General features: G+C 69.8%; 17 protein-coding genes. 8 read left to right on the top strand and 9 right to left on the bottom strand.

The features are described from left to right. A partial coding sequence (locus BST11_RS23460; protein ID WP_142276519.1) for a sensor domain-containing protein occupies positions 1-699 on the top strand: 699 nt, incomplete at its 5' end. A gap of 23 nt (positions 700-722) precedes the next feature. On the opposite strand, the gene BST11_RS23465 is transcribed toward BST11_RS23460, so the two are convergent. The 3 genes from BST11_RS23465 to BST11_RS23475 form a co-directional block, all read right to left on the bottom strand. Beyond that, positions 723-1,298: a hypothetical protein gene (locus BST11_RS23465; protein WP_083140606.1), complete on the bottom strand. Its 576-nt coding sequence runs from the start codon at positions 1,296-1,298 to the stop codon at positions 723-725. 235 nt (positions 1,299-1,533) lie between these two features. Then, the gene (locus BST11_RS23470; protein ID WP_083140643.1) at positions 1,534-2,637 is read right to left on the bottom strand and encodes an adenylate/guanylate cyclase domain-containing protein; all 1,104 of its coding nucleotides are present in this window, start codon (positions 2,635-2,637) and stop codon (positions 1,534-1,536) included. Then, positions 2,634-3,977, bottom strand: coding sequence for an amidase (locus tag BST11_RS23475; protein WP_276034150.1), 1,344 nt, complete (start codon positions 3,975-3,977; stop codon positions 2,634-2,636). The genes BST11_RS23470 and BST11_RS23475 overlap by 4 nt, the downstream gene beginning before the upstream one ends. Positions 3,978-4,128: 151 nt before the next feature. On the opposite strand from BST11_RS23475, the gene BST11_RS23480 reads away from it, so the two are divergent. The 3 genes from BST11_RS23480 to BST11_RS23490 all read left to right on the top strand — a co-directional run bounded on the left by BST11_RS23480 (position 4,129) and on the right by BST11_RS23490 (position 9,039). After that, positions 4,129-4,572, top strand: coding sequence for an HIT family protein (locus tag BST11_RS23480; RefSeq protein ID WP_083140645.1), 444 nt, complete (start codon positions 4,129-4,131; stop codon positions 4,570-4,572). Between the two features lie 26 nt (positions 4,573-4,598). Then, positions 4,599-5,015 (top strand): nitroreductase family deazaflavin-dependent oxidoreductase, encoded by a 417-nt coding sequence (locus BST11_RS23485; protein ID WP_372509753.1) that lies wholly within the window; start codon positions 4,599-4,601, stop codon positions 5,013-5,015. Between the two features lie 106 nt (positions 5,016-5,121). Beyond that, positions 5,122-9,039: a bifunctional diguanylate cyclase/phosphodiesterase gene (locus BST11_RS23490; RefSeq protein ID WP_083140611.1), complete on the top strand. Its 3,918-nt coding sequence runs from the start codon at positions 5,122-5,124 to the stop codon at positions 9,037-9,039. Here the strand turns inward: BST11_RS23490 and BST11_RS23495 are convergent. From BST11_RS23495 to BST11_RS23505, 3 genes are all read right to left on the bottom strand, one after another. After that, entirely contained in the window at positions 9,036-10,067 is a 1,032-nt protein-coding gene (locus tag BST11_RS23495) for an LLM class flavin-dependent oxidoreductase (protein WP_083140613.1), read from the bottom strand. The genes BST11_RS23490 and BST11_RS23495 overlap by 4 nt on opposite strands. A gap of 115 nt (positions 10,068-10,182) precedes the next feature. Beyond that, complete coding sequence (locus tag BST11_RS23500) at positions 10,183-11,301, bottom strand: FAD-binding protein (RefSeq protein WP_083140615.1); 1,119 nt, start codon at positions 11,299-11,301, stop codon at positions 10,183-10,185. After that, on the bottom strand, positions 11,298-12,125 hold the full coding sequence (locus BST11_RS23505) for a uracil-DNA glycosylase (protein ID WP_083140617.1): 828 nt from the start codon (positions 12,123-12,125) through the stop codon (positions 11,298-11,300). Before BST11_RS23505 ends, BST11_RS23500 begins: the two co-directional genes overlap by 4 nt. A gap of 60 nt (positions 12,126-12,185) precedes the next feature. Here BST11_RS23505 and tap point away from each other — a divergent pair, with 60 nt between their 5' ends. The 4 genes from tap (at position 12,186) to BST11_RS23525 (ending at position 16,707) form a co-directional block, all read left to right on the top strand. Further along, complete coding sequence (tap, locus tag BST11_RS23510) at positions 12,186-13,445, top strand: multidrug efflux MFS transporter Tap (protein WP_083140619.1); 1,260 nt, start codon at positions 12,186-12,188, stop codon at positions 13,443-13,445. Between the two features lie 3 nt (positions 13,446-13,448). Continuing rightward, positions 13,449-14,816, top strand: a complete 1,368-nt coding sequence (locus BST11_RS23515) for an FAD-binding oxidoreductase (protein WP_142276520.1) — start codon at positions 13,449-13,451, stop codon at positions 14,814-14,816. Positions 14,817-14,899: 83 nt separating this feature from the next. Further along, positions 14,900-16,117, top strand: a complete 1,218-nt coding sequence (locus BST11_RS23520) for a cytochrome P450 (RefSeq protein ID WP_083140623.1) — start codon at positions 14,900-14,902, stop codon at positions 16,115-16,117. Then, positions 16,117-16,707, top strand: a complete 591-nt coding sequence (locus BST11_RS23525) for a TetR/AcrR family transcriptional regulator (protein WP_083140625.1) — start codon at positions 16,117-16,119, stop codon at positions 16,705-16,707. The genes BST11_RS23520 and BST11_RS23525 overlap by 1 nt, the downstream gene beginning before the upstream one ends. Positions 16,708-16,748: 41 nt before the next feature. On the opposite strand, the gene BST11_RS23530 is transcribed toward BST11_RS23525, so the two are convergent. From BST11_RS23530 to BST11_RS23540, 3 genes are read right to left on the bottom strand one after another with little or no spacing between them, the layout of a single operon-like run. After that, positions 16,749-18,005, bottom strand: coding sequence for a lysine N(6)-hydroxylase/L-ornithine N(5)-oxygenase family protein (locus tag BST11_RS23530; protein ID WP_443677630.1), 1,257 nt, complete (start codon positions 18,003-18,005; stop codon positions 16,749-16,751). Beyond that, positions 17,992-18,798, bottom strand: a complete 807-nt coding sequence (locus tag BST11_RS23535) for a GNAT family N-acetyltransferase (RefSeq protein ID WP_083140627.1) — start codon at positions 18,796-18,798, stop codon at positions 17,992-17,994. The genes BST11_RS23530 and BST11_RS23535 overlap by 14 nt, the downstream gene beginning before the upstream one ends. 11 nt (positions 18,799-18,809) lie before the next feature. After that, positions 18,810-20,351, bottom strand: a complete 1,542-nt coding sequence (locus BST11_RS23540) for a DHA2 family efflux MFS transporter permease subunit (protein ID WP_083140649.1) — start codon at positions 20,349-20,351, stop codon at positions 18,810-18,812. Between the last annotated feature and the right edge of the window lie 28 nt (positions 20,352-20,379).

The following is a 20,379-nucleotide window of genomic DNA, read 5'->3' on the forward strand; positions in this document are numbered from 1 at the left end:
CCCCGGCGCAACCCATGGCCCATCGTCGCCGCCGTCGCCGTGGTGATCGTGTTCGCCGTCGGCGGGGTGGGAATCTGGCTTGCCGCCCGGCCCGCACCACCGCCGCCACCACCGCCGCTCGACCCGGTGCCCCCCGACCGGCTCAGCGCCATGCTGTTGGACCGCTCGGGCATCAATTCCGTCATGGAGTCCTCCTCGATGACGCCGGGCGACCCGATCACGTCGATGGACACCTCCCCCGCGACGATCTCGATTCCGAGCTGCCAGGGGGCCCTGTATACCAGCCAGGACCCGGCGTACGCGGGCAGCGGCTACACGGGAGTGAGCGGCCTGGTGTCCTCGGAGCCCGGGGACAACTACGACCATTGGGTCAGCCAGGCCGCGGTGGGATTCCCGTCGGCCGCCAAAGCCAAAGCGTTCGTGCAGAGTTCGGCCGACAAGTGGAAGGACTGTGCGGGCAAGACGGTGACCGTGACGAAGAAGACCAAGGTCCACCGGTGGTCGTTCGCCCAACTCAACGGCAGCCCACCGAAGATCACCATGGTCGAGACGCAGGAGGGCGCCGACGGTTGGGCGTGCGAGCGCGCGATGGGGGTATCGAACAACGTGGTCGCCGACGTCAGCGCGTGCGGCTACCACATCGTCGATCAGGGCGCGCAGATCCTCGACAAGATCCTTGCCAAGGTCGATAACGAATAGCCAACGGGCGCTGCGCCATTCGGTTAGGGCTGCAGGTCCGGGCCCTGGGCGCGCAGGTCGTCGACGGCCGACATGGCGTCGCGCAGCTTGGCCAGCCATTCCTCGGTGTGCTCGCCGACCAGCTTGACCGTCCAGGCGAGCGCGTCCGCGCGCGACCGCGCGACGCCGGCGTCCACCAAGGTGTCGAGCACCTGGCGCTCGGGTTGCTTGAGGCGCGTCATCACCGGAACGGCGATGTGGGTAAACAGGATTCGCTCGCTGCCGTTTTCGGAAGAGACCTCGACACCCCAGGAAACCTTGCGCCCGTAGCGATCCTGTGCCTCGTCGGCGATTCGCATTCGCTCCGAACGGGTTTCCTCGCGGAAGCGCGCCACCCTGCCCTCCGCGCGGGCCTCGCTCTCCTGGGCGTTCTCGGGATCGGCCAGCTTGCCGATGACGGTGATCTCTTCGCGGTCGACGATGACGGTGGGGTCGCCGTCGAACCAGGCTTCGGGTAGGCGGCCGGCGAACCATTCCGCCGCGCCGCTGGCGTCGGGCTGCTGGGCTTGCTGCCAGCCCCCGGGGCGGCCGTACCGCCGCGAGGCGTGATGCGCTTTCATGTATTACATGATTACACCGTTACACCAGTAATGGAAGATGCGTTCGCCTGGGGCGAACCCCGGTGTGGTTTTCGCGGTCGCCAACCCGTTGATATGAGCAGCTACGGGGCGTATTTTTGGTAGCGAAGCAGGCCCGGAAGCGACCAATTCGAAGCGCCGGAATGGGGTAGGAAACCGGCCGCGTACGACTTAAGTGTCAAACGCCCCCTGATGTCGCCCGGGCCTGCCCTATGCGCTAGGCGCGGCGGATCCGGAAGAGCTTGACCTCACCCTTGATGCCCTTGAGGCGGCGCGCACCGGCGAACGACCCCTGGAAGTCCCCGTCGTCGCCGTCGGCGTCAAGGACCTCCCACACCGAGTCCGCGGCCAGCACGGTGCCCGGGCGGGCCACGGCGGTGACCCGGCTCGCCACGTTGACCGGGCTGCCGAACCAGTCGCCGGCCCGGCTCACCGCCATGCCCGACGCCACCCCGGCCCGCAGCCGCGGGAAGTCGTTGTCGCCGTCGACGGCGTCCACCAGCTTGAGCACGATGTCGAGCAGGGGCCGCGGGTCGGGGCAGACGAACATCACCGCGTCGCCGATCGTCTTGATGAACCGGACCGGCGGGACGGTGACGTCCCTGGCGAGGACGGCCAGCCGGTTCGCCAAATGCCCCAACTCCTCGGCCGACACAACCTCACCGATCCGGGTGAACCCCACGAGGTCGGCGAAGGCGACGGTGATCTGGCGCGCGCCCGGAAGCGGCTTGCCCGCGGCGCGCTCGGCGGCGTTGACCGCCTCGGTCTCCATCATGTGCCGGAGCTGCATGAACAGCATGTTCTGGATCATGGGGCCGAGCAGGGGCGCGATCTGGCTCACCAAAGCCTTTGACGCCTTGGCGATTTCGAGCTCCGTGGCGCCCGGACGCATGATCGCCGAAAGGGCGCTGTAACGCATGACCTCGGCGGCACGGGACAGGCCCTCGGCGAGCACCTGGACCACGAGCACCACCTGCTCGGGGTCGAGGCCCAGCTCGACGAACCGCTGGGCGAAGGCGGCGGCTTCGCCGTCGGCGCGCATGTGCACGACCGCGTCGGGGTCGTCGACACGGACCAACCCGATCGCGCGCTGCACCCGCTGCAGCAGCTCCAGATCCACGCCGTAGGTCTCGCTGATTTCCCGGGTCGAGACGTAGGTGCCGTCGTCGCCGATGAGGTGGCGGGTGGCGAGCAGCAGGGGCGGGTTGGTGGCGCGGATCTCGTCGGCGGTGATCCCCTGCTCGATCAGCCACTCGATGAGCTCGGCCCGCTCGGCGCGCGCGTCGCCCTCGAGCCCCTCGAGCAGCTCGTCGATGTTCATGACACCGGCGGTCGCCGGTGGGCCCACGGCCGGGCGGTTTCGATCTGCGCGGACAGCGACAACAGGGTGGCCTCGTCGTAGGGCCGCCCGACGAGCTGCACCGCGATCGGCAGGCCGTCGCCGTCGTAGTCCCACGGCACGGCGGCGGCGGGCTGCCCGGTGAGATTCCAGACCTGCTGGTAGGGCACCCGCTGCGCCACCGCCAGCAGCGTCCACACCGCGCCGCGGCGCTGATAGGCCCCGATGCGGGGCGGGCCCGCCGCGTTGCCCGGGGTGACGACGACGTCGACGTCGTCGAAGATCGACTGAATGCGGGCGCTCACCGCGGCCTCGGCGTCGCGCAGGGCCGACATCCGCCGGTCGGAGAACAACGAGCCGGCGCGCGCCAGGTTGCGCGTGCGCGCCTCGAGGCGCTCGGGGTGGGCCTGCGCGTCGGCGTCGTCGCTGATGCCGCGCAGATAGCGGGGCAGGTAATTGGTGAGGATGGCCGACGGCGGGTAGTCGGGATCACGGGTGACGACCTCGTGGCCCAGGTCGCGCAGCAGCGCGCCGGCCTCGTGCAGCGCGGCCAGCTCGGCCTTGCCCACCCGAACGGGCAGCGGCGTCGGGCTTTTGGCGCTCAAGGCAATTCGCAGCCGGCCGGGTTCGCGCGCCGCCGCGGCGACGAACTCGCCCTCGGGTCCGGGCACGCTCGAGGTGGCGTCCAGAAACAGCGCCGCGTCCATCACCGACCGGGCCAGCGGGCCGCTGACGCTCAGCCCATGCCACGCGTTGTCGTGTGGTTCCAGCGGCACCCGATCGCGTTGCGGCTTGATGCCGAACACGCCGCACCAGCTCGCCGGGATGCGAATCGATCCGCCGCCGTCGGAGCCCAGCGCCAGCGGGGCCAGCCCGGCGGCCACCGCGGCGGCGCTGCCGCCGCTGCTGCCGCCCGGCGAGCGCTTGAGGTTCCAGGGGTTTCGGGTCGCGCCGAACGTCAGCGACTCGGTGTAGGGGAACATCATCAGCTCGGGCACGTTGGTCTTGCCGATGATGACCGCGCCGGCGGCGCGCAGCCGTCGCACCACCTCCGCGTCGGAGGTCGCCGCGGGCCCGTGCGCGCCACCGCCGAACGTCGTCGCCTCGCCGGCGACGTCGACGTCGTCCTTGATCGCGATCGGCACGCCGAGCAGCGGCAGCCGTTCGCCCTCGTCGAGGCGGTCCTGGGCCACGGCGGCCTCGTAGCGTGCGCTGTCGGACAGCACCACCCGGTAGCAGCGCAGCCGGCTGTCCAGGCCGGCGATCCGGTCCAAGTAGATCTCGAGCAGCTCCGGCGCCGTCAGTTCGCCGCCGGCCAGCATCCGGGCCTGCGCGGCCGCGCCGGCGAAGGCCACCTCGCGAGCGTCCACCGCCGCAGCGTATCGCGGCGGTCGGGCCGGAGTCCCGCCCCGAGCTCACGCCCGACGCCGTGGGCTCACGCCCAACGCCGGGCCGGCCAGTACCGTGGGCGACATGCCCTGCGTGTTCTGTGCGATCGTCGCCGGGGAGGCCCCGGCCCTGAAGGTCTACGAAGACGACGACTACCTGGGGATCCTCGACATCCGCCCGTTCACCCGCGGCCACACGCTGGTGATCCCCAAGCGCCACAGTGTCGACCTCACCGACACCCCTCCCCAGACCCTGGCCGACATGGTCACCATCGGTCAGCGGATCGCCCGGGCCGCCCGCACCACCGAGCTGGCCGACGCGACCAACATCGCGATCAACGACGGCCGCGCGGCCTTCCAGAGCGTGCTGCACATCCACCTGCACGTGCTGCCGCGCCGCAACGGCGACAAGCTGTCGGTGGCCAAGGGGATGCTGCTGCGGCGCGACCCGGATCGGGAGTCCACCGCGGAGATCCTGCGGGAGGCGCTGGAGGATCTGGGCCGCATCGACGCGAACCAGTCCGAGTGATGAGTGGTCTGTCTTTGGATCGCGTGATGCTGCGGTTCCTTGGCCTGCACGACGCCATCTACCAGAAGACGGGTGGCTGGATCGGGCACCGGGTGCCCGGCATGCCGCCCAACCTGCTGCTGCACACCGTCGGCGCCAGAACCGGACGACCGCGCACCACGTCGCTGACGTATGCCAGCGACGGCGACGCCTACCTGATCGTCGCGTCCAACGCGGGCGCGAACCGCTACCCCGGCTGGTACCACAACCTGCGCAAGCGCCGCGACTGCGAGATCAACGTCGGCCCGAAACGCATCGCGGTGACCGCCCGCGAGGTCGGGCCCGACGACGCCGACTACGCGCGGCTGTGGGAGATCGTCAACGCCAACAACGCCAACCGGTACCACGGCTACCAGCGCCGCACCACGCGGCCCATCCCGATCTTCGTGCTCACATCGCGATGAATATTGCCAGGTAGACCCCCACAAGCGCGCGACGGATTATTCTCCTGTAGCGCGCGGTGACACTTTCCATACGTCCACCGCACGCGCGGGATCGGCTGGAGCGGCTATGAAACGCTGGACGGGAAATCCGTGGCGGCGGTTCGGGCTGCCCGCGTCCGTGGGCTGGCTCGTCGCCGGGGTCTACGGGGTCGCGGCGCTCCTGGTGGCGGTCTTCGACCGGCGGGTCGACATGACCGTGACGGTGCTGTGCCTGACGTTCGCGGCGGCATGCGCCGCCTATGCGGCTCGCCACGCGCCGGGCCGCCGCAGATTCGGGTGGCTGGCACTCGTGGTAGCCCTGCTGGGCTGGGCAGTGGGCGAGGTTATCTGGGCGGTCTACGAGGTGCGCCCGGAGGTGGAGCACGCCACGCACCCGGCGGCGGCCGAGGCCGTCTCCGTGCTGTACCCCGTCGGCGTGATGGCGTGCCTGGTGCTGATGTCGCATCTATCGCGCTACAGCCCCCGGCGGCTGGTGCTGGACGGCCTCATCGTCGCGACGTCTCTGTTCGTCATCTCTTGGGTGTTCGTCCTCGACCACGAGCTGCGCGCGAACCGCGGCTCGCGCGTCGCGACGCTCGCGGAGGTCTTCGCCGACGTCGTCCTGTTGACGACGGCGATCCTGATGCTGTCCCGCATCCGGTCCAACGACCTGCCCAGCCGCACCATGCTGGCCGGCGGCATCGCCACGATCGCCGTCGCCGACATCGCGACGGTGTTTCACACCGGGATGGGCGGCTACCACCCCAACGATCTGGCCGACCTGGGCCGCGTGGTCGGGGTGGGCCTGATCGCCCTGGCCGGTCTCACGAGCGCCTTCGAAACGGCTGCGGCGGATACCAGGACCGAGATTTTGTCCCCCGCCCTGTTGTGGCTGCCCTACCTACCTCTGTTGCTGGCCGCCGCGGTCGGCCTCAGTCACGCGGTGGGCCTGATGGTGCACGGGCCACTGCTCGGCGCGCTGGGGATCCTCGTCGCGGCGGTGCTCGCCCGGCAGTTCATCGTGCTCGTCGAAAACCAGGGCCTGCTGTCCGAAGTCGCGCGGGAGGCGTTCCGGGACAGCCTGACCGGCCTGGCCAACCGGGCCCACTTCCTGCACCGCCTCGACCAGGCCATCGCGCTGCAACGCCGCGATGGGGAGCCGGTGGCGGTGTTGTGCCTTGACCTCGACAACTTCAAGGCGGTCAACGACGCCCTGGGCCACCCCGCCGGCGACGAGCTGCTCATCCGGGTCGCCGGCCGGCTCACCGCCGCGCTGGGCGACGCGGGCACCGTCGCGCGCCTCGGCGGCGACGAATTCGCCGTCCTCATCGAGGCTTCCGTGGAGGAATCGCAGGCGGCGGCGCATCGCGTGCTGGACGCGTTCGGGACGGCGATCGTGATCGACGGGGTCCCCATCGAGGTCAGGCCCAGCATCGGCTTCACGGTGGCCACCGCCGCGTCGAACAACACCGTCGACCAGCTGCTCCGCCACGCCGACCTGGCCATGTACGCCGCCAAACGCGAAGGCGGCCAATGCGTCAGGGGCTTCGTGCCCGACCTGCCCTTCCCCTTCTCTTTCCCGCAGCTGGCCGAGTCGCCGGACTCCGTTTCGGCCGGAGTGGACCGGATCGCCACCTCGGTTCCCGCCGGCGCCTTCGGCAGCGAGACCAAACTGGCGCGGTCCCTGGAGCCGGTGGCCGCGGCCGCGACGTCGACGCGGGACCGCGCGCCCGACGCCCCCGACGGCGTCCGGTGGCCGTCGCTGGCGATCCGGATTGCCCTGGCGGCGTTGGGAATTGGCGTGGCCGTCTTCGCCCTGACGAGCGTCTTGGACCCCGCCGCCGCGCACAACCTGTTCTTCGCCAAATGCCTGTACCCGGCGCTGAACTTCGGGGCGGCGACGCTGGTCGCCGTCCGCGCCTACCGGGTCGCGTCCGACCGCCTCGCCTGGGGGTTGATCGCGGCCGGCATGACGGTGTCGGCGGTCGGCGACATCGTGTACTCCCTGTGGGTGCGCGAGGGCCAGTCCCCGTCGGTGGCCGATCCGGAGTATCTGGCGTTCTACCCGCTCGTCTACGCCGGGCTGCTGCTGCTGATGCGGTCGCGGCTGAAGCGGGTGCCGCTGCCGATCCGGCTCGATTCCCTGGTGTGCGCGCTGGCCGCCGGCGCGGTGGGCGTGGCGCTGCGGGAGGGACCCATCCACGCGGCCGCGGACCGCGTCCCGGTCACCGTGCTGTTGGGCCTGGTCTATCCGTGGGGCGACCTGATCATGCTGGCCGTGACCGCCGGCATGCTGCCGATCCTGGGCTTGCGCAACGAGTTTCGCTGGGGTCTGCTCGTCGTGGGATTCATCGGGTTTGCGGTCGCGGACACCGCGTATCTGTTCGAGATCATCGAGGGCACCTACCGCGACGGCACGATGCTCGACGCCCTCTGGCTGGCCGCGGCGCTGCTGGTCGCCATGGCCAGCTGGGCGCCGCGGTCGTCGACGCCACCACTGCCCAGGCGCGGACTGGGCTCCTACGTCGTGCCGGTGACGTGCACCGTCGTCGCGCTGGCGGTTGTCGTCGAGCACAACTCGAGGCTGGCAACGACTCTCGCCGCGTTGAGCCTGATCGCCGTCGCCGCGCGGTTCTCGGCGACCTTCCGTGACGTCAGCATGCTGGCCGAGAACCACAAGCAGGCCATGACCGACGAGCTGACCGGCCTGCCCAACCGGCGGGCCCTGGCGACGGCACTCACGGCGCTGGCGAGCTCGGCGTCGGCGGCGAACGGGGCCTCGTCGCGCCGGGCGCTGCTGTTGCTGTATCTGTATGAGTTTCAGGAGATCAACGACTCGGTCGGTCGCCACTTCGGCGACGAGTTGCTGTGCCACATCGCCAACCGGCTTGCGCACTGCGTGCGTCGCGACGATCTGCTCGCCCGCGTAAGCGACGACGGGTTCGCCATCCTGCTCGGTGAGGGATCCGACCTCATCGGCGCGCGCGCCCAGGCGGGCCGGCTGCTCGAGGCCCTGAGCGAACCCTTCGCGCTCGATCCGATCACCGTGCAGGTCGACGCCCGCATCGGCATCGCGCTGTGCCCGGATCACTGCGACCACCCGCAGGAGCTCCTCAGTCGCGCCGAGACCGCGATCCCGCACGCCAAAGCCGCGATCAGCAAGATCGCCGTTTACGATTCGGCGTTCGAGCTGTACCGCGACAACGACCCCAACCTCATCGAGGAATTGCGCCACGCGCTGTTCGACGGCGACCAGCTGACGGTGCATTACCAGCCCAAGGTCAACGCGAGCGACGGCAGCGTGCACAGCGTCGAGGCGCTGCTGCGGTGGCGCCACCCCAGCCGGGGGTTGCTGCTGCCCGAGGAGTTCCTGTCCGCGGCCGAGCGCGCCGGCCTGATGCGCAAGGTGGCCAACCGCACGATCAACCTGGCCCTCGCGCAGATCCGGTCGTGGCGCGACGACGGCATCCCGCTGGCCGTCGCGGTGAACCTCTCGACGACGAACCTGTTGGACCTCGACCTGGTGAGCACGATCGAACGCCTGCTGCGGACCCATGACCTACCGCCCGACTCGCTGATCGTCGAGATCACCGAGAGCGCGCTGGTCGACTCGGCGCGGTCCCGCAACACCGTCGCCGCACTGCAGCAGCTCGGCGTCCGCATCTCACTGGACGACTACGGCACCGGGTGGTCGTCGTTGGCGCGGCTGCAGGACGTCTCGGTCGACGAGCTCAAGCTGGACCGGGTCTTCGTGGCGCGGCTTGCCCAGGACCCGCGGTCGGTCGCCATCGTGCGGTCCACGGTGGCGCTGGCGCGCAGCCTGGGCGCCGACCTGGTCGCCGAGGGCGTCGAGGACGACCTCACCCTCTCGGCGCTGCGCCGCTACGGGTGCACCATCACCCAGGGGTTCGTGCACAGCCCGCCGTTGCCGCCGGACGACCTGCGCGACTGGATCGCCGCCCATGCGGGCAGTCGCAGTGAGGCCGACCCGAGCCGACGGGCTTAGAACAGCTCCTTGGCCAACAGCTCCAGCGTCGCGACGCGCGCCGGGGACGTGGTTTTGTCGGTGCCTCGGTAGGCCGAGGCGACCGGGTGCACCATCACCTCGTCGACGCCGAACTTTTCGGCGAGCGCCCGCAGCTGCCCGGCGGCCTCCGTGGGCGTGCCCAGGACGGCGCGTCGTAGCCCGCTCTCGACGATGTGCCGTTGCTGTTCGGTGAGTTCGGCTCGCTCGGCTTCTTCGACCAGCGGCACCGGACCGAGCGGCTCGCCGGTCCGCAGCTTGGCCATCATCTGCAGATTGGGCAACATGAGAGCGGTTGCCTCCTCGTGGGTTTCGGCCACGGTGGCGTTGACTGTCAGGAACGTGATGGGCTCGGCGGCATAGGCGCTGGGCCGGAATCGGGAACGGTAGACCTCCAGCGCCTCCTCGGTGCCCTGGCCGGAAAAGTGGTGGGCGAACACGTACGGCATCCCCTTGGCGGCGGCCAGGTGCGCGGAGTACATCGACGAGCCGAGCAGCCACAGCCGCGGTTCGCTCGCCGCCGCCGGGGTGGCCTTGAGCCGGTAGTCCCCCGAACGCAACGGCACCACCACGCCGCGCGCGCTCATCAGCGCGGCCACGTCGTCGAGGTATTCGGGGAAGTTCTCGATGTCTTCTTCGCCACGGCCGCCGCGCAGGGCGTACGAGGTCACCGGGTCGGAACCGGGCGCGCGGCCGATGCCCAGGTCGATGCGGCCCGGCGCGGCCGCCTCCAGCAGCGCGAACTGCTCGGCCACCGCCAGCGGCGCGTGGTTGGGCAGCATCACGCCGCCCGATCCCAGCCTTACCTGCGTGGTGTGCGCGGCCAGGTAGGCGATCAGGACCGGCGGGCTGGTCGCGCCCACCGACGGCATGTTGTGGTGTTCGGCGACCCAGTAGCGGGTGAACCCTAGCCGGTCGGCGGCCTGCGCCAGCTTGACGGTGGCGGCCAGCGCGTCGGCGGTGCTCTGGTCGCTGCGCACCGGGACGAGGTCTAGGACGGAAAGTCGCACGCTGACGTCAACGCCGTTCGGGGTGTGAACGTTCCCGAATCTCCGGCGAGCAGACGCAAAAGCCCCCGACACGCCGAGTGTTCGGGGGCTTTTGCGTCTGCTCGGCCCAAGGCCGTCAGTAGTCCTTGAGGGTGATCGAGGCGACGATGCGTTCGAACACCTCCTGCGGGATCGGCGCCCCGCCCGGGATGTTGTCGACCACCAACCATTGGTTGCGCCTGACGTAGTCTTGAAACTCCTTGTGGTAGTTGGCAAAACCGAGTTCGTAGTCGTCGCCGGCCGCGGCGAGTTCGCCGGCGAGGACGTAGGCGCCCAGCAGCGCGACGCTGGTGCCCTGGCCCGACAGCGGCGAGCAGCAATACCCGGCGTCGCCGACGAGGGCCACCCTGCCCTTCGACCAGCGATCCATCTTGATTTGCGACATTTCGTCGAAGTAGAAGTCCGGCGCGGTGCGCATGTACTGCAGCAACTGCGGGCGCACCCAGCCCTCGTCGGCCATCCGCCGTTCCAGCTCGGCGAACTGGGCCTCGGTGTCGCGGGAGTCGATTCGCAGGTCGGTGTCCATGAAGCCCAGCATCGCCCGGGCCTCGGCGTTGTTGCGGGCACTGTAGATCCCGGCCATGGTCGATTCCCCGTAGTGCCACATCTGCCAGTAATCGAGGTCCAGGAAATTGGGCACGGTGAAGATCGCCGCGTGCGTGCCCAGCCGCTCGATGAATTGCTCCTCAGGGCCGAAGACCAACCGGCGCACGTTGGAATGCAGTCCGTCGGCCCCGATCACCAGGTCGAAGCTGCGGGGGGCGCCGCGCTCGAAGGTCACGTGAACCGCGGTGCCGTCGTCGTCCAGCGCCGCGATGCTGTCGTCGAACAGGTAGTCGGTGCTCAGTTCGGTTGCCTGGTAAAGCAATTCGATCAGATCGTCGCGCAGTAGTTCGATGTCGGGGCTGGCGATGAGCCCGCCGGTGGGCGTCGACTCGGTGTCGCGGGACACCTCGTTGCCGTCGCGGTCGACGACGGAGGAGCCCCGCATTCGGGTCCTGCGCTGGTCGGCGGCCGCCCGCAACGTCATGCGTTCGAGCACCGTCAGTGCGGGGCCCCGCACGTCGATCGCCTGGCCGCCCGGCCGCAGCCCGGGATGGCGTTCCACCACGGTGACCGAATGGCCGTGACGGCCAAGCCAATACGCCGCGGCCGTCCCGGCCACGCTGGCACCGGAAACCAGAATGTCGCTCACTTGATCCCTGCCAGTCTCTTCGCATCAGTGAACACGTCGTCGAGCATCGCCGGAGTCAACTTACCGGTGAACATGTTCTGCTGGCTGGGGTGGTAGCAACCCAACAGCCGCACCCCGGACTGCAACTGGGCCACCACGCCGTGGCCGAACCGCGGCTTGGGGCCCTGCGCGACGCCCGGCAGCCGCAGCGCGATCTGCCAGGCGAAGCCGCCCAGCGCCACGATCGCGCGAACGTGCTCCGAGACCAGCCCCCATTCGGCGGCCAGCCAGGGCCAGCAGTTGTCGCGCTCCTCGGGCGTCGGGGCGTTGGCCGGCGGCGCGCAGCGCACCGGTGCGACGATCCGAATCCCGTTGGCCCGCAACCCGTCCGCGGCGTCCACGCTGGTCGGCTGGTTCACCAGGCCGGCCCGGTACAGCGCCGCGTACAACTGGTCGCCGGAGCGGTCGCCGGTGAACATCCGGCCGGTGCGGTTGGCGCCGTGCGCGGCCGGCGCGAGGCCGACGATCAGCAGCCGGGGCCGCTCCGAGCCGAAGCTCGGCACCGGCCGGCCCCAATACGGCTGGTCGGCGAAGGCGCGGCGCTTGAGCTCGGCGACCTCCTCGCGCCAGGTGACCAGCCGCGGGCAGGCCCGGCAGACGCTGATCATCGCGTTGAGTTCGGGTATCGACGGGGCGCGGGCGCTCAAGGCGACCACTTGGGTGGCGTCGACGGCCACCGGGGTTTGCGGCGTGGCCGGGTCGCCCGGCCATCCGGTCCCGGGCACCACGGGAGAATCAAACGGCCGGCCGGTATGCGGATGCGCGAGCACATCAACATCGTGCATGGCCGGAAAATTCGGTGGCTGGCCAGACCGCATCGGCGCTAGATTCAGCCGCGATATCCCATGAAAACCACCGGTCGCGGCCCCGTGTTGCTGGTCCTGTTCGCCTCCCTGATGGCGACGGCGGGCACGGGCATCTCGATCGTCGCGTTCCCGTGGCTGGCGTTGCGCCACGGTGGCGACGTCGAAGGCAGCGCTACGCACGCGTCGATCGTGGCCACCGCCATGACCCTGCCGCTCGTGGTATCCACGCTGGTCGCCGGCACCGCGGTCGACTTCTTCGGGCGGCGCCGTGTGTCGCTGGTCTCCGATGGGCTGTCGGGTGCCGCCGTGGCCGCCGTGCCGGTGATCGCGTGGTGGTTCGACACACACGTGATCGGCGTCGCGGTTCTGGCCGGGTTGGCCTTCTGCGCGGCCGCTTTCGACCCCGCCGGGACGACGGCGCGCCAATCGATGCTCCCCGAGGCCGCGGCCCGCGCGGGCTGGTCGCTGGACCGCACCAACAGCCTGTACGAGGCTGTCCTCAACCTGGGTTTCATGGTCGGCCCGGGTGTCGGCGGTCTGATGATCGCCACGGTCGGCGGCGTCAACACGATGTGGGTGACGGCCGGGTGTTTCGGGTCGTCCATCGCCGCGATGGTGGCGCTGCGGCTCGAGGGCGCCGGCCGGCCCCAGCTCGCAACCCGCCCCGACGGGCTGCTGTCCGGCGTCGCCGAGGGCATGCGATTCGTCTGGAACCTGCGAGTCCTGCGCACGCTCGGGCTGATCGATTTGGCCGTGACCGCGCTGTACCTGCCGATGGAAAGTGTGCTGTTCCCAAAGTATTTCGCCGATCGCCACCAGCCCGCGGAGCTGGGGTGGGCGTTGATGGCGCTGGCGATCGGCGGCGTCGTCGGAGCGCTGGGCTACGCCGCGCTGGCGCGGCACACGCGGCGGCGCACCGCCGTGCTGACGGCGACCCTCACCTTCGGCGCGGCGACGGCCGGGATCGCGTTCCTGCCGCCGTTGCCGGTGATCCTCGTGCTGTGCGCGATGACCGGCGTGGTCTACGGGCCGATCCAGCCGATCTACAACTACCTGATGCAGACGCGGGCCCCGCAGCGGCTGCGCGGTCGCGTGGTCGGGGTGATGACGGGGCTGACCTACGCCGCGGGGCCGCTGGGGCTGCTGGTGGCCGGTCCCCTGGCCGACGCGGCGGGGCTACGGGTGACGTTTTTGGCGCTGGCGGTGCCGATCGCGGTGATCGGCCTCGTCGCCTGCGGGCTGCCGTCGCTGCGTGAGCTGGACCTCACGCCGGCGTTTGCCGACGATGTGGGGCCGTAAGATCTGGGCGTGGATGTGTTGGCCAGCCTGATCGGCGAACTGCCGGACGGGACCGTCGTCACCGACCCGGCGATCACCGAGGGCTACCGCCAGGATCGCGCCTTCGACCCGTCGGCCGGCAAGCCGCTGGCCGTGGTGCGGCCCGCAAACACCGAAGAGGTCCAGACGGTGCTGCGCTGGGCCACCGCGAACCGGGTGCCGGTGGTCACGCGGGGGGCCGGCAGCGGCCTGTCGGGCGGCGCGACCGCGCTGGACGACGGCATCGTGCTGTCGACGGAAAAGATGCGCGCCATCACGATCGACCCGGTCACGCGCATCGCGGTGTGCCAGCCGGGCGCGTTCAATGCGGAGGTGAAGAACGCGGCCGCCGCGCACGGGCTGTGGTATCCGCCGGACCCGTCGTCGTTCGAGATCTGCAGCATCGGCGGCAACATCGCCACCAACGCCGGCGGTCTGTGCTGCGTGAAGTACGGCGTCACCACCGACTACGTGCTGGGCGTGCAGGTGGTGCTGGCGGACGGCACGGCGGTGCGGCTGGGCGGGCCGCGGCTCAAGGACGTCGCGGGGCTGTCGCTGACCAAGCTGTTCGTGGGCAGCGAGGGGACGCTGGGCGTCATCACCGAGGTGACGCTGCGGCTATTGCCGGCGCAGAACACGTCGAGCGTGGTGGTGGCCACCTTCGCGTCGGTGCAGTCGGCCGTCGACGCGGTGCTGGGAGTCGTTGCGCGCCTGCGGCCTTCGATGTTGGAGTTCATGGACTCGGTGGCGATCAACGCCGTCGAGGACACCCTGCGCATGGATTTGGACCGCGGGGCGGCCGCGATGTTGGTGGCCGGCTCCGACGAGCGGGGCCGGGCCGCGGCGCAGGATGCCGAGGTGATCGCCGCGGTGTTCGCGGAAAACGCTGCGACGGAGGTGTTTTCGACCGACGACCCGGACGAGGGAGAGGCCTTCGTGGCCGCCCGCCGGTTCTGCATCCCGGCGGTGGAGGCCAAGGGCTCGTTGCTGTTGGAGGACGTGGGGGTTCCGGTGCCGCGGCTGGGCGAGCTGGTCGGCGGTATCGAGCGCATCGCGTCGGAGCGGGATCTGATGATCTCGGTGATCGCCCATGCGGGCGACGGCAACACCCACCCGCTGATCGTGTACGACCCCGCCGACCCCGCGATGACCGAGCGCGCGCATTTGGCGTTCGGCGAGATCATGGACCTGGCCGTGGGCCTGGGCGGCACGATCACCGGCGAGCACGGCGTCGGCCGGTTGAAGCGGCCCTGGCTGGACGGGTACCTGGGGCCCGAGGTGATGGAGCTGAACCAGCGCATCAAGCGAGCGCTGGACCCGGACGGCATCCTGAACCCGGGCGCGGCGATCTAGTTCTTCATCCAGCGTGGCTAACGGCACGCTCGGGCGCGCACTCGACGATTGACATCAGGCGGAAATTGTCGTACGAATGAGACATGTCATCGGTTATGTCTCAAGGGTTCCGGCTCTGCAACGCCGACACCTGGCCCAATCCGTGGCCGATGTACCGCGAGCTGCGCGACCACGACCCGGTGCACCACGTCGTCCCCGACGGCAGGCCCGACCACGACTACTACGTACTGTCGCGGCACGCCGACGTCTGGGCCGCGGCGCGCGACCACGAGACGTTCTCCTCGGCCCAAGGCCTCACCGTCGCCTACGGCGAGCTGGAAATGATTGGCCTGCAGGATAATCCGCCGTTTGTGATGCAGGATCCGCCGGTGCACACGGAGTTTCGCAAGCTGGTGTCCCGCGGTTTCACCCCCCGCCAGGTCGAGGCGGTGGAGCCCGCGGTCCGCGAGTTCGTCGTCGAGCGCATCGACCGGTTGCGCGCCGACGGCGGCGGCGACATCGTCACCGAGCTGTTCAAGCCGCTGCCGTCGATGGTGGTGGCGCACTACCTCGGCGTGCCCGAGGAGGATAGGGCGCAATTCGACGGCTGGACCCAAGCCATCGTCGCGGCCAACGTCACCGAGGGCGGAACCGCCAGCGTCGGCGACGCGGTGGCGTCGATGACGACCTACTTCACCAGCCTGATCGAGCGGCGCCGGGCCGAGCCCGAGGACGACACCATCTCGCACCTGGTCGCGGCCGGGGTGGGCGCCGACGGCGACATCGCCGGGACGCTGTCGATCCTGGCGTTCACATTCACGATGGTCACCGGCGGCAACGACACCGTCACCGGAATGCTCGGCGGCTCGATGCCGTTGCTGCACGAGCGTCCCGACCAGCGGCAGCTTTTGGTCGACGAGCCGGCGCTGATCCCCGACGCGGTGGAGGAGCTGCTGCGGCTGACCTCACCCGTGCAGGGGCTGGCGCGCACGACCACCCGCGACGTGACGATCGGCGACACCACCGTCCCGGCCGGTCGCAAGGTCCTGCTCCTCTACGGCTCGGCCAATCGCGACGAGCGCCAATACGGTTCGGACGCGGGTGAATTGAACGTGACCCGCCGCCCGCGCAACATCCTGACCTTCAGCCACGGCGCGCACCACTGCCTGGGCGCGGCGGCGGCCCGCATGCAGTCCCGGGTCGCGCTGACCGAACTGCTGGCCCGCTGCCCGGATTACGAGGTCGACGAGTCCGGGATCGTCTGGTCCGGCGGCAACTACGTGCGGCGGCCGCTGTCGGTTCCGATCCGGGTGAATTCCTGATGCCCGACTGGTTGGCCCCACACCGGGGCGAGGCGGCCACCGACCGTATCCTCGACGCCGCCGAAAGGCTCTACACCCAACGCGAACCGGCCTCGATAGGCATGAACGAGATCGCCCGGGCCGCCGGGTGTTCCCGCGCCACGCTGTACCGGTACTTCGAGAACCGCGAGGCGCTGCGGACCGCGTACGTGCACCGCGAGACACGCCGGCTCGGCCGTGCGATCGCCGAGCGGATCGGCGGGATCGACGATCCCCGCGAGCGGCTGGTCGCCAGCATGGTCGCCGCGCTCCGAATGGTTCGGGAAAGCCCCGCGCTGTCATCGTGGTTCGCCACCACCCGCCCACCGATCGGCGGCGAGCTGGCCGGGCACTCCGAGGTGATCACCGCGCTGGCCGCCGCGTTCGTCAACTCGCTCGGCCCGGCGGATGCGGCCGCGGTCGAGCGCCGGGCCCGTTGGGTGGTGCGGGTGACCACCTCGCTGCTGACGTTCCCCGGCCGCGACGAGGCCGAGGAGCGGGCGATGATCGAGGAGTTCGTCGTCCCGATCGTGGCGCCGGGCCATGCCATGGAGCGCCCCACCATCCAATAGGACCGTGCGGCAAAGTATTTCCGCGGCATGCCGAAGTCTTTCTACGCCGACGCGGCGTGCGGCCCCAGCTGCTCGCGCACGGCGAACGCGGTGGCGATGTCTCCGGCGCGCACCGCCACGTTGGACAGCAACGACGACGACAGGCCATGCGTGTGCTCTACGGCACCGTTGAGGTAGATGTCCCCCGGTGCCCCCGCTTTGGGTACCAGTCGATAGTCGCGGGTGACGGCGGGGCGCCCGTCCGAGCCGAACTCGTAACGGTGGGCCAGCTCTCCCAGGCACCCCCGGACGTCCAGCGGTGCGTAGCCGGTTGCGTAAATGACCGCATCGCAGTCCAGCGTTTCGTGAGAATAATCGACCAGGTGAGACAGCGTAAGCCGCACTTTGTCCGGATACTCCTGCGCGCCAACCACTTCGGAAACATTGTGCATGAACAGTCGCCGAGTGCCCGCCACCCGTTCGGCGTATTCTCGGGAATATATCTCGTCGATCAATTGCGGATCGATTGCCGAATAGTTGGTCGAGCGATGGTAATCGAGCAGTCGTTCGCGTACTTGCGGTTCGGCACAATAGAATTCGTCTATCGCCGACGGGTCATAGATCCGGTTCGCGTACGGGTTGTCATCGGTGCTGCTGTACCCGTACCGAGCGAAAATCCCATGCACCTCAGCCTGCGGGTAGGTCTCGTGGAGGTAAGCGACCGCCTCGGCCGCGCTTTGACCCGCGCCGACCACGGCGAATCTCCGTGGGGCGGAAGGACTCAGCGCGGCCAGATTGCCGAGCAGCCGGTGGCTGTGCCACTGCCGCCGGCTTTCGTGCACGCCGTCGGGCAGCACCGGGCTCAGGCCGGTCGCCAGGACCAGCGTCGCGGCGTGGATGACGCGGTCGGGTTCAACACGCACTACGAACCCCGCGTCTCCGGCGGCAACTTCCACTACGCGGTGGCCGTAGCGGACGTCGGCGACCACGCGCGCCGCGGCCCACTCGAGATAGTCGTGAAACTCCATCCGGCTGGGGAACAATGTGTGCCGGCCGATGAACTCCACCAGCCTCGCACGCTCGCTGAGGTAGTTCAGGAACGTGAAGTCGCTTTTGATGTTTCGCAGCGTCACCAGGTCTTTGAGGAACGGCACCTGCATGCGCGCGCGGGGGAGCAGCATGCCCCGGTGCCAGCCGAACTCGCGCTGCTGCTCGATGAACACCGCGGCCAGGTTCCGCTCGGCCAGGGCGATCGCCAAGGCGAGATTGGACGGGCCGAAGCCGACGCCCAGCAGCCGGGTCTTTTCAGGAGTGGGCATAGGACCGCGTCAGCCTTTCCAGATAGCGTTCACGGACCGTGGCCCGGTTGATCAGCACGACGAAGTCGGCCATGTCGAAGTCGGGGTCGTAGGAGGGTTCTCCGCAGATCATTCCGCCAATCCGCAGCGACCCCTGCACCATCGGCGGGATACGCACGCGTCCCGGATCGGGTAACTGGGAGAGGCTCAATCCGTTGACCCTGACGGGGTTTCGCGGAAGAACGCGGTATTGCGCCGGGGCGGGATGCGCGCCGAAGGCCGCATCGCGAACGCCTCGCACCAGTGCGCCGCGCGGGCCGCCGTCTTCCATTTGGACCGACAAGGACCCGATCCCCCACTGGTAGCCAGTGATTTCCTGGTATCGAAGGATCCCCGCCCACAACAGACCCATCACAGCCCCGCTGCGGTGGTCGGCGTGCACGCTCGCCCGCCCGAGTTCGACGAGCCCGGGGCGCAGCTCGTTCAGGCCACCGATGTCGAAGGTGGTGTCGGCGAACAGGCCGCCGGCGGCTTGCGCACCCTCGGGCGGCAGCAGCCGGTAGCACCCGACGATCTGGCCGCTCGTCTCGTCTCTTGCCAACAGGTGATCGCTGTACGGATCGAACTGATCGACGTCGATCATGTCCCCGGTCAGCGGCCCGCGGATCGCCCGCGGCAGTGCCGCGCCCATTTCCTCGGCAAACGTCTGATAGCGCAGCCGCTGGGCGGCTTCGATGTTTGCGGGGTCGGTCGAAATGATGACGCTGTAACGGTTGTTACCCGTCGCCGGGATGAGGACCGCGTCGCCCATCATAGGGTGGAACGTTACACCGGCATGCCTTCAGCAAACGGTATTTCGCGTTCATCGTGGCGCCGCGCGCCGAGGGCAATCAAGATCACGGCCCCGGCCGCGGCGGCGGTGGCGGCGGCCGCCGCGGCCACCAGGGCACCCTGCATTCCGGCGGCGCTGGCCTGCCGCGCCACGCGCGCGATGGCCGGCACCGCGGGGCGGTAGTCGGCGGGGAGAAAGTCGAGCACCCGCAGGCCCGCCCCCGCCGACAACCTGTCGACGAGCTGGTGCGCCGGGCCGGGGCCGACCGCGCGAAGTTGGGCCAGCCCATGCGTGGCGCTGTCGGACGCCCGGCGGCCGAACAGGGCTCCCAGGCCCGCGACCCCGGCCAGGATGCCGACCTGGCGCACGGTGCTCACCGCGCCGGTTGCCATCCCGGCGTCCGCGACCGGCACGAATTGCAGCGCGATGTCGGACGTCAACGCGAACAGGCCGCCCAGACCGAGCCCGGCCACGACGGAGCCGGCGATGAAGTGCGTCCACTGGGTGCTCTCGTCGACCCCGATCATCAGCCACAGCCCAACGGCGATCAGGGCCACGCCACCGGGGATCGACATCCATGCCCGGAAGTAGCGGGCGGCGGTCATGGCCAGCGGCGCGCCCAGCACGCAGGCGATGGTCAGCGGGAGGGCCCGCAGCCCCGACTGAAATGGGCTGTATCCCAACGTATTCATGAAGTACAGCGCCAAGTAGTTTGTCGACGCGATCAGCGTTCCGGCCGCGGCGAACGCCGCGAGGGACACCCCCGCAAAACCCGGCCGGCGCACCACCCGCAGGTCGAGCATCGGCGCATCGACTCGCGACTCCCACCAGCCGAACATCGACAGGCCCAACACGGCAAACGCGCTCAGCGCCAGGATCACCCCACTGGTCCAGCCGCGGCGATTGCCCTCGATCAGCGCGTACACGCCCGCGAAGAGCGCGGCCGACAGCCAGGCCGTGCCGACCAGGTCGAGTGGACGATCTTGCGCGGCACGGGTTTCCGGGACGAACCGCACCGCGATCGCCAGGGCGACCACGCCGATCGGCACGTTGATCAAGAAGATCGACTCCCAGCCGAAGGCTCCGACCAGCGCCCCGCCGAGCAGCGGGCCGACGGCGGCGCCCGCGCCCATCACGGCGCCGTAGATCGCGATCGCGATGCCCCGGCGGCGCTGTTCGGGAAACGCCGCGGCGACCATCGGCAAGGACACGCCCAGCAGGACCGCCCCGCCGGTGCCCTGCAGCGCCCGGCACGCGTTGAGCGCCTCGATGCTTCGGGCCAGCGCGCAGCCGGCCGAGGCGAGCGTGAACACGGCCATCCCGCCCAGGTAGAGAAGTCGCCGCCCGAGTCGGTCGCCCAACGTGGCGGCGGTGAGCAAGAGCCCCGCCATCGGCAGCGCGTACGCGTCGACAACCCATTGCAGGCCGCTGAGCTCGGCGTTGAGGGATGCCTGGATGTTGGCGAGCGCGGCCGACACGATGGTCATGTCGAGCAGCAGCATGAACACCGCTAGGCAGACCGCGAGCAGCGTCAGGCGAGGATGAACAGCCCTGTCGTCGCTT

The organism is Mycobacterium alsense (assembly GCF_002086635.1).
GTDB classification, from domain to species: Bacteria; Actinomycetota; Actinomycetes; order Mycobacteriales; family Mycobacteriaceae; genus Mycobacterium; species Mycobacterium alsense.

Coding starts and splice junctions, on each gene's coding strand:
- BST11_RS23520 (WP_083140623.1), top strand. CDS start 14,900: ATGTCATCGGTTATGTCTCAAGGGTTCCGGCTCTGCAACGCCGACACC.
- BST11_RS23465 (WP_083140606.1), bottom strand. CDS start 1,298: ATGAAAGCGCATCACGCCTCGCGGCGGTACGGCCGCCCCGGGGGCTGG.
- BST11_RS23475 (WP_276034150.1), bottom strand. CDS start 3,977: ATGCTGGCCGGCGGCGAACTGACGGCGCCGGAGCTGCTCGAGATCTAC.
- tap (WP_083140619.1), top strand. CDS start 12,186: ATGAAAACCACCGGTCGCGGCCCCGTGTTGCTGGTCCTGTTCGCCTCC.
- BST11_RS23530 (WP_443677630.1), bottom strand. CDS start 18,005: ATGCCCACTCCTGAAAAGACCCGGCTGCTGGGCGTCGGCTTCGGCCCG.
- BST11_RS23485 (WP_372509753.1), top strand. CDS start 4,599: ATGCTGCGGTTCCTTGGCCTGCACGACGCCATCTACCAGAAGACGGGT.
- BST11_RS23535 (WP_083140627.1), bottom strand. CDS start 18,798: ATGATGGGCGACGCGGTCCTCATCCCGGCGACGGGTAACAACCGTTAC.
- BST11_RS23470 (WP_083140643.1), bottom strand. CDS start 2,637: ATGAACATCGACGAGCTGCTCGAGGGGCTCGAGGGCGACGCGCGCGCC.
- BST11_RS23490 (WP_083140611.1), top strand. CDS start 5,122: ATGAAACGCTGGACGGGAAATCCGTGGCGGCGGTTCGGGCTGCCCGCG.
- BST11_RS23505 (WP_083140617.1), bottom strand. CDS start 12,125: ATGCACGATGTTGATGTGCTCGCGCATCCGCATACCGGCCGGCCGTTT.
- BST11_RS23525 (WP_083140625.1), top strand. CDS start 16,117: ATGCCCGACTGGTTGGCCCCACACCGGGGCGAGGCGGCCACCGACCGT.
- BST11_RS23480 (WP_083140645.1), top strand. CDS start 4,129: ATGCCCTGCGTGTTCTGTGCGATCGTCGCCGGGGAGGCCCCGGCCCTG.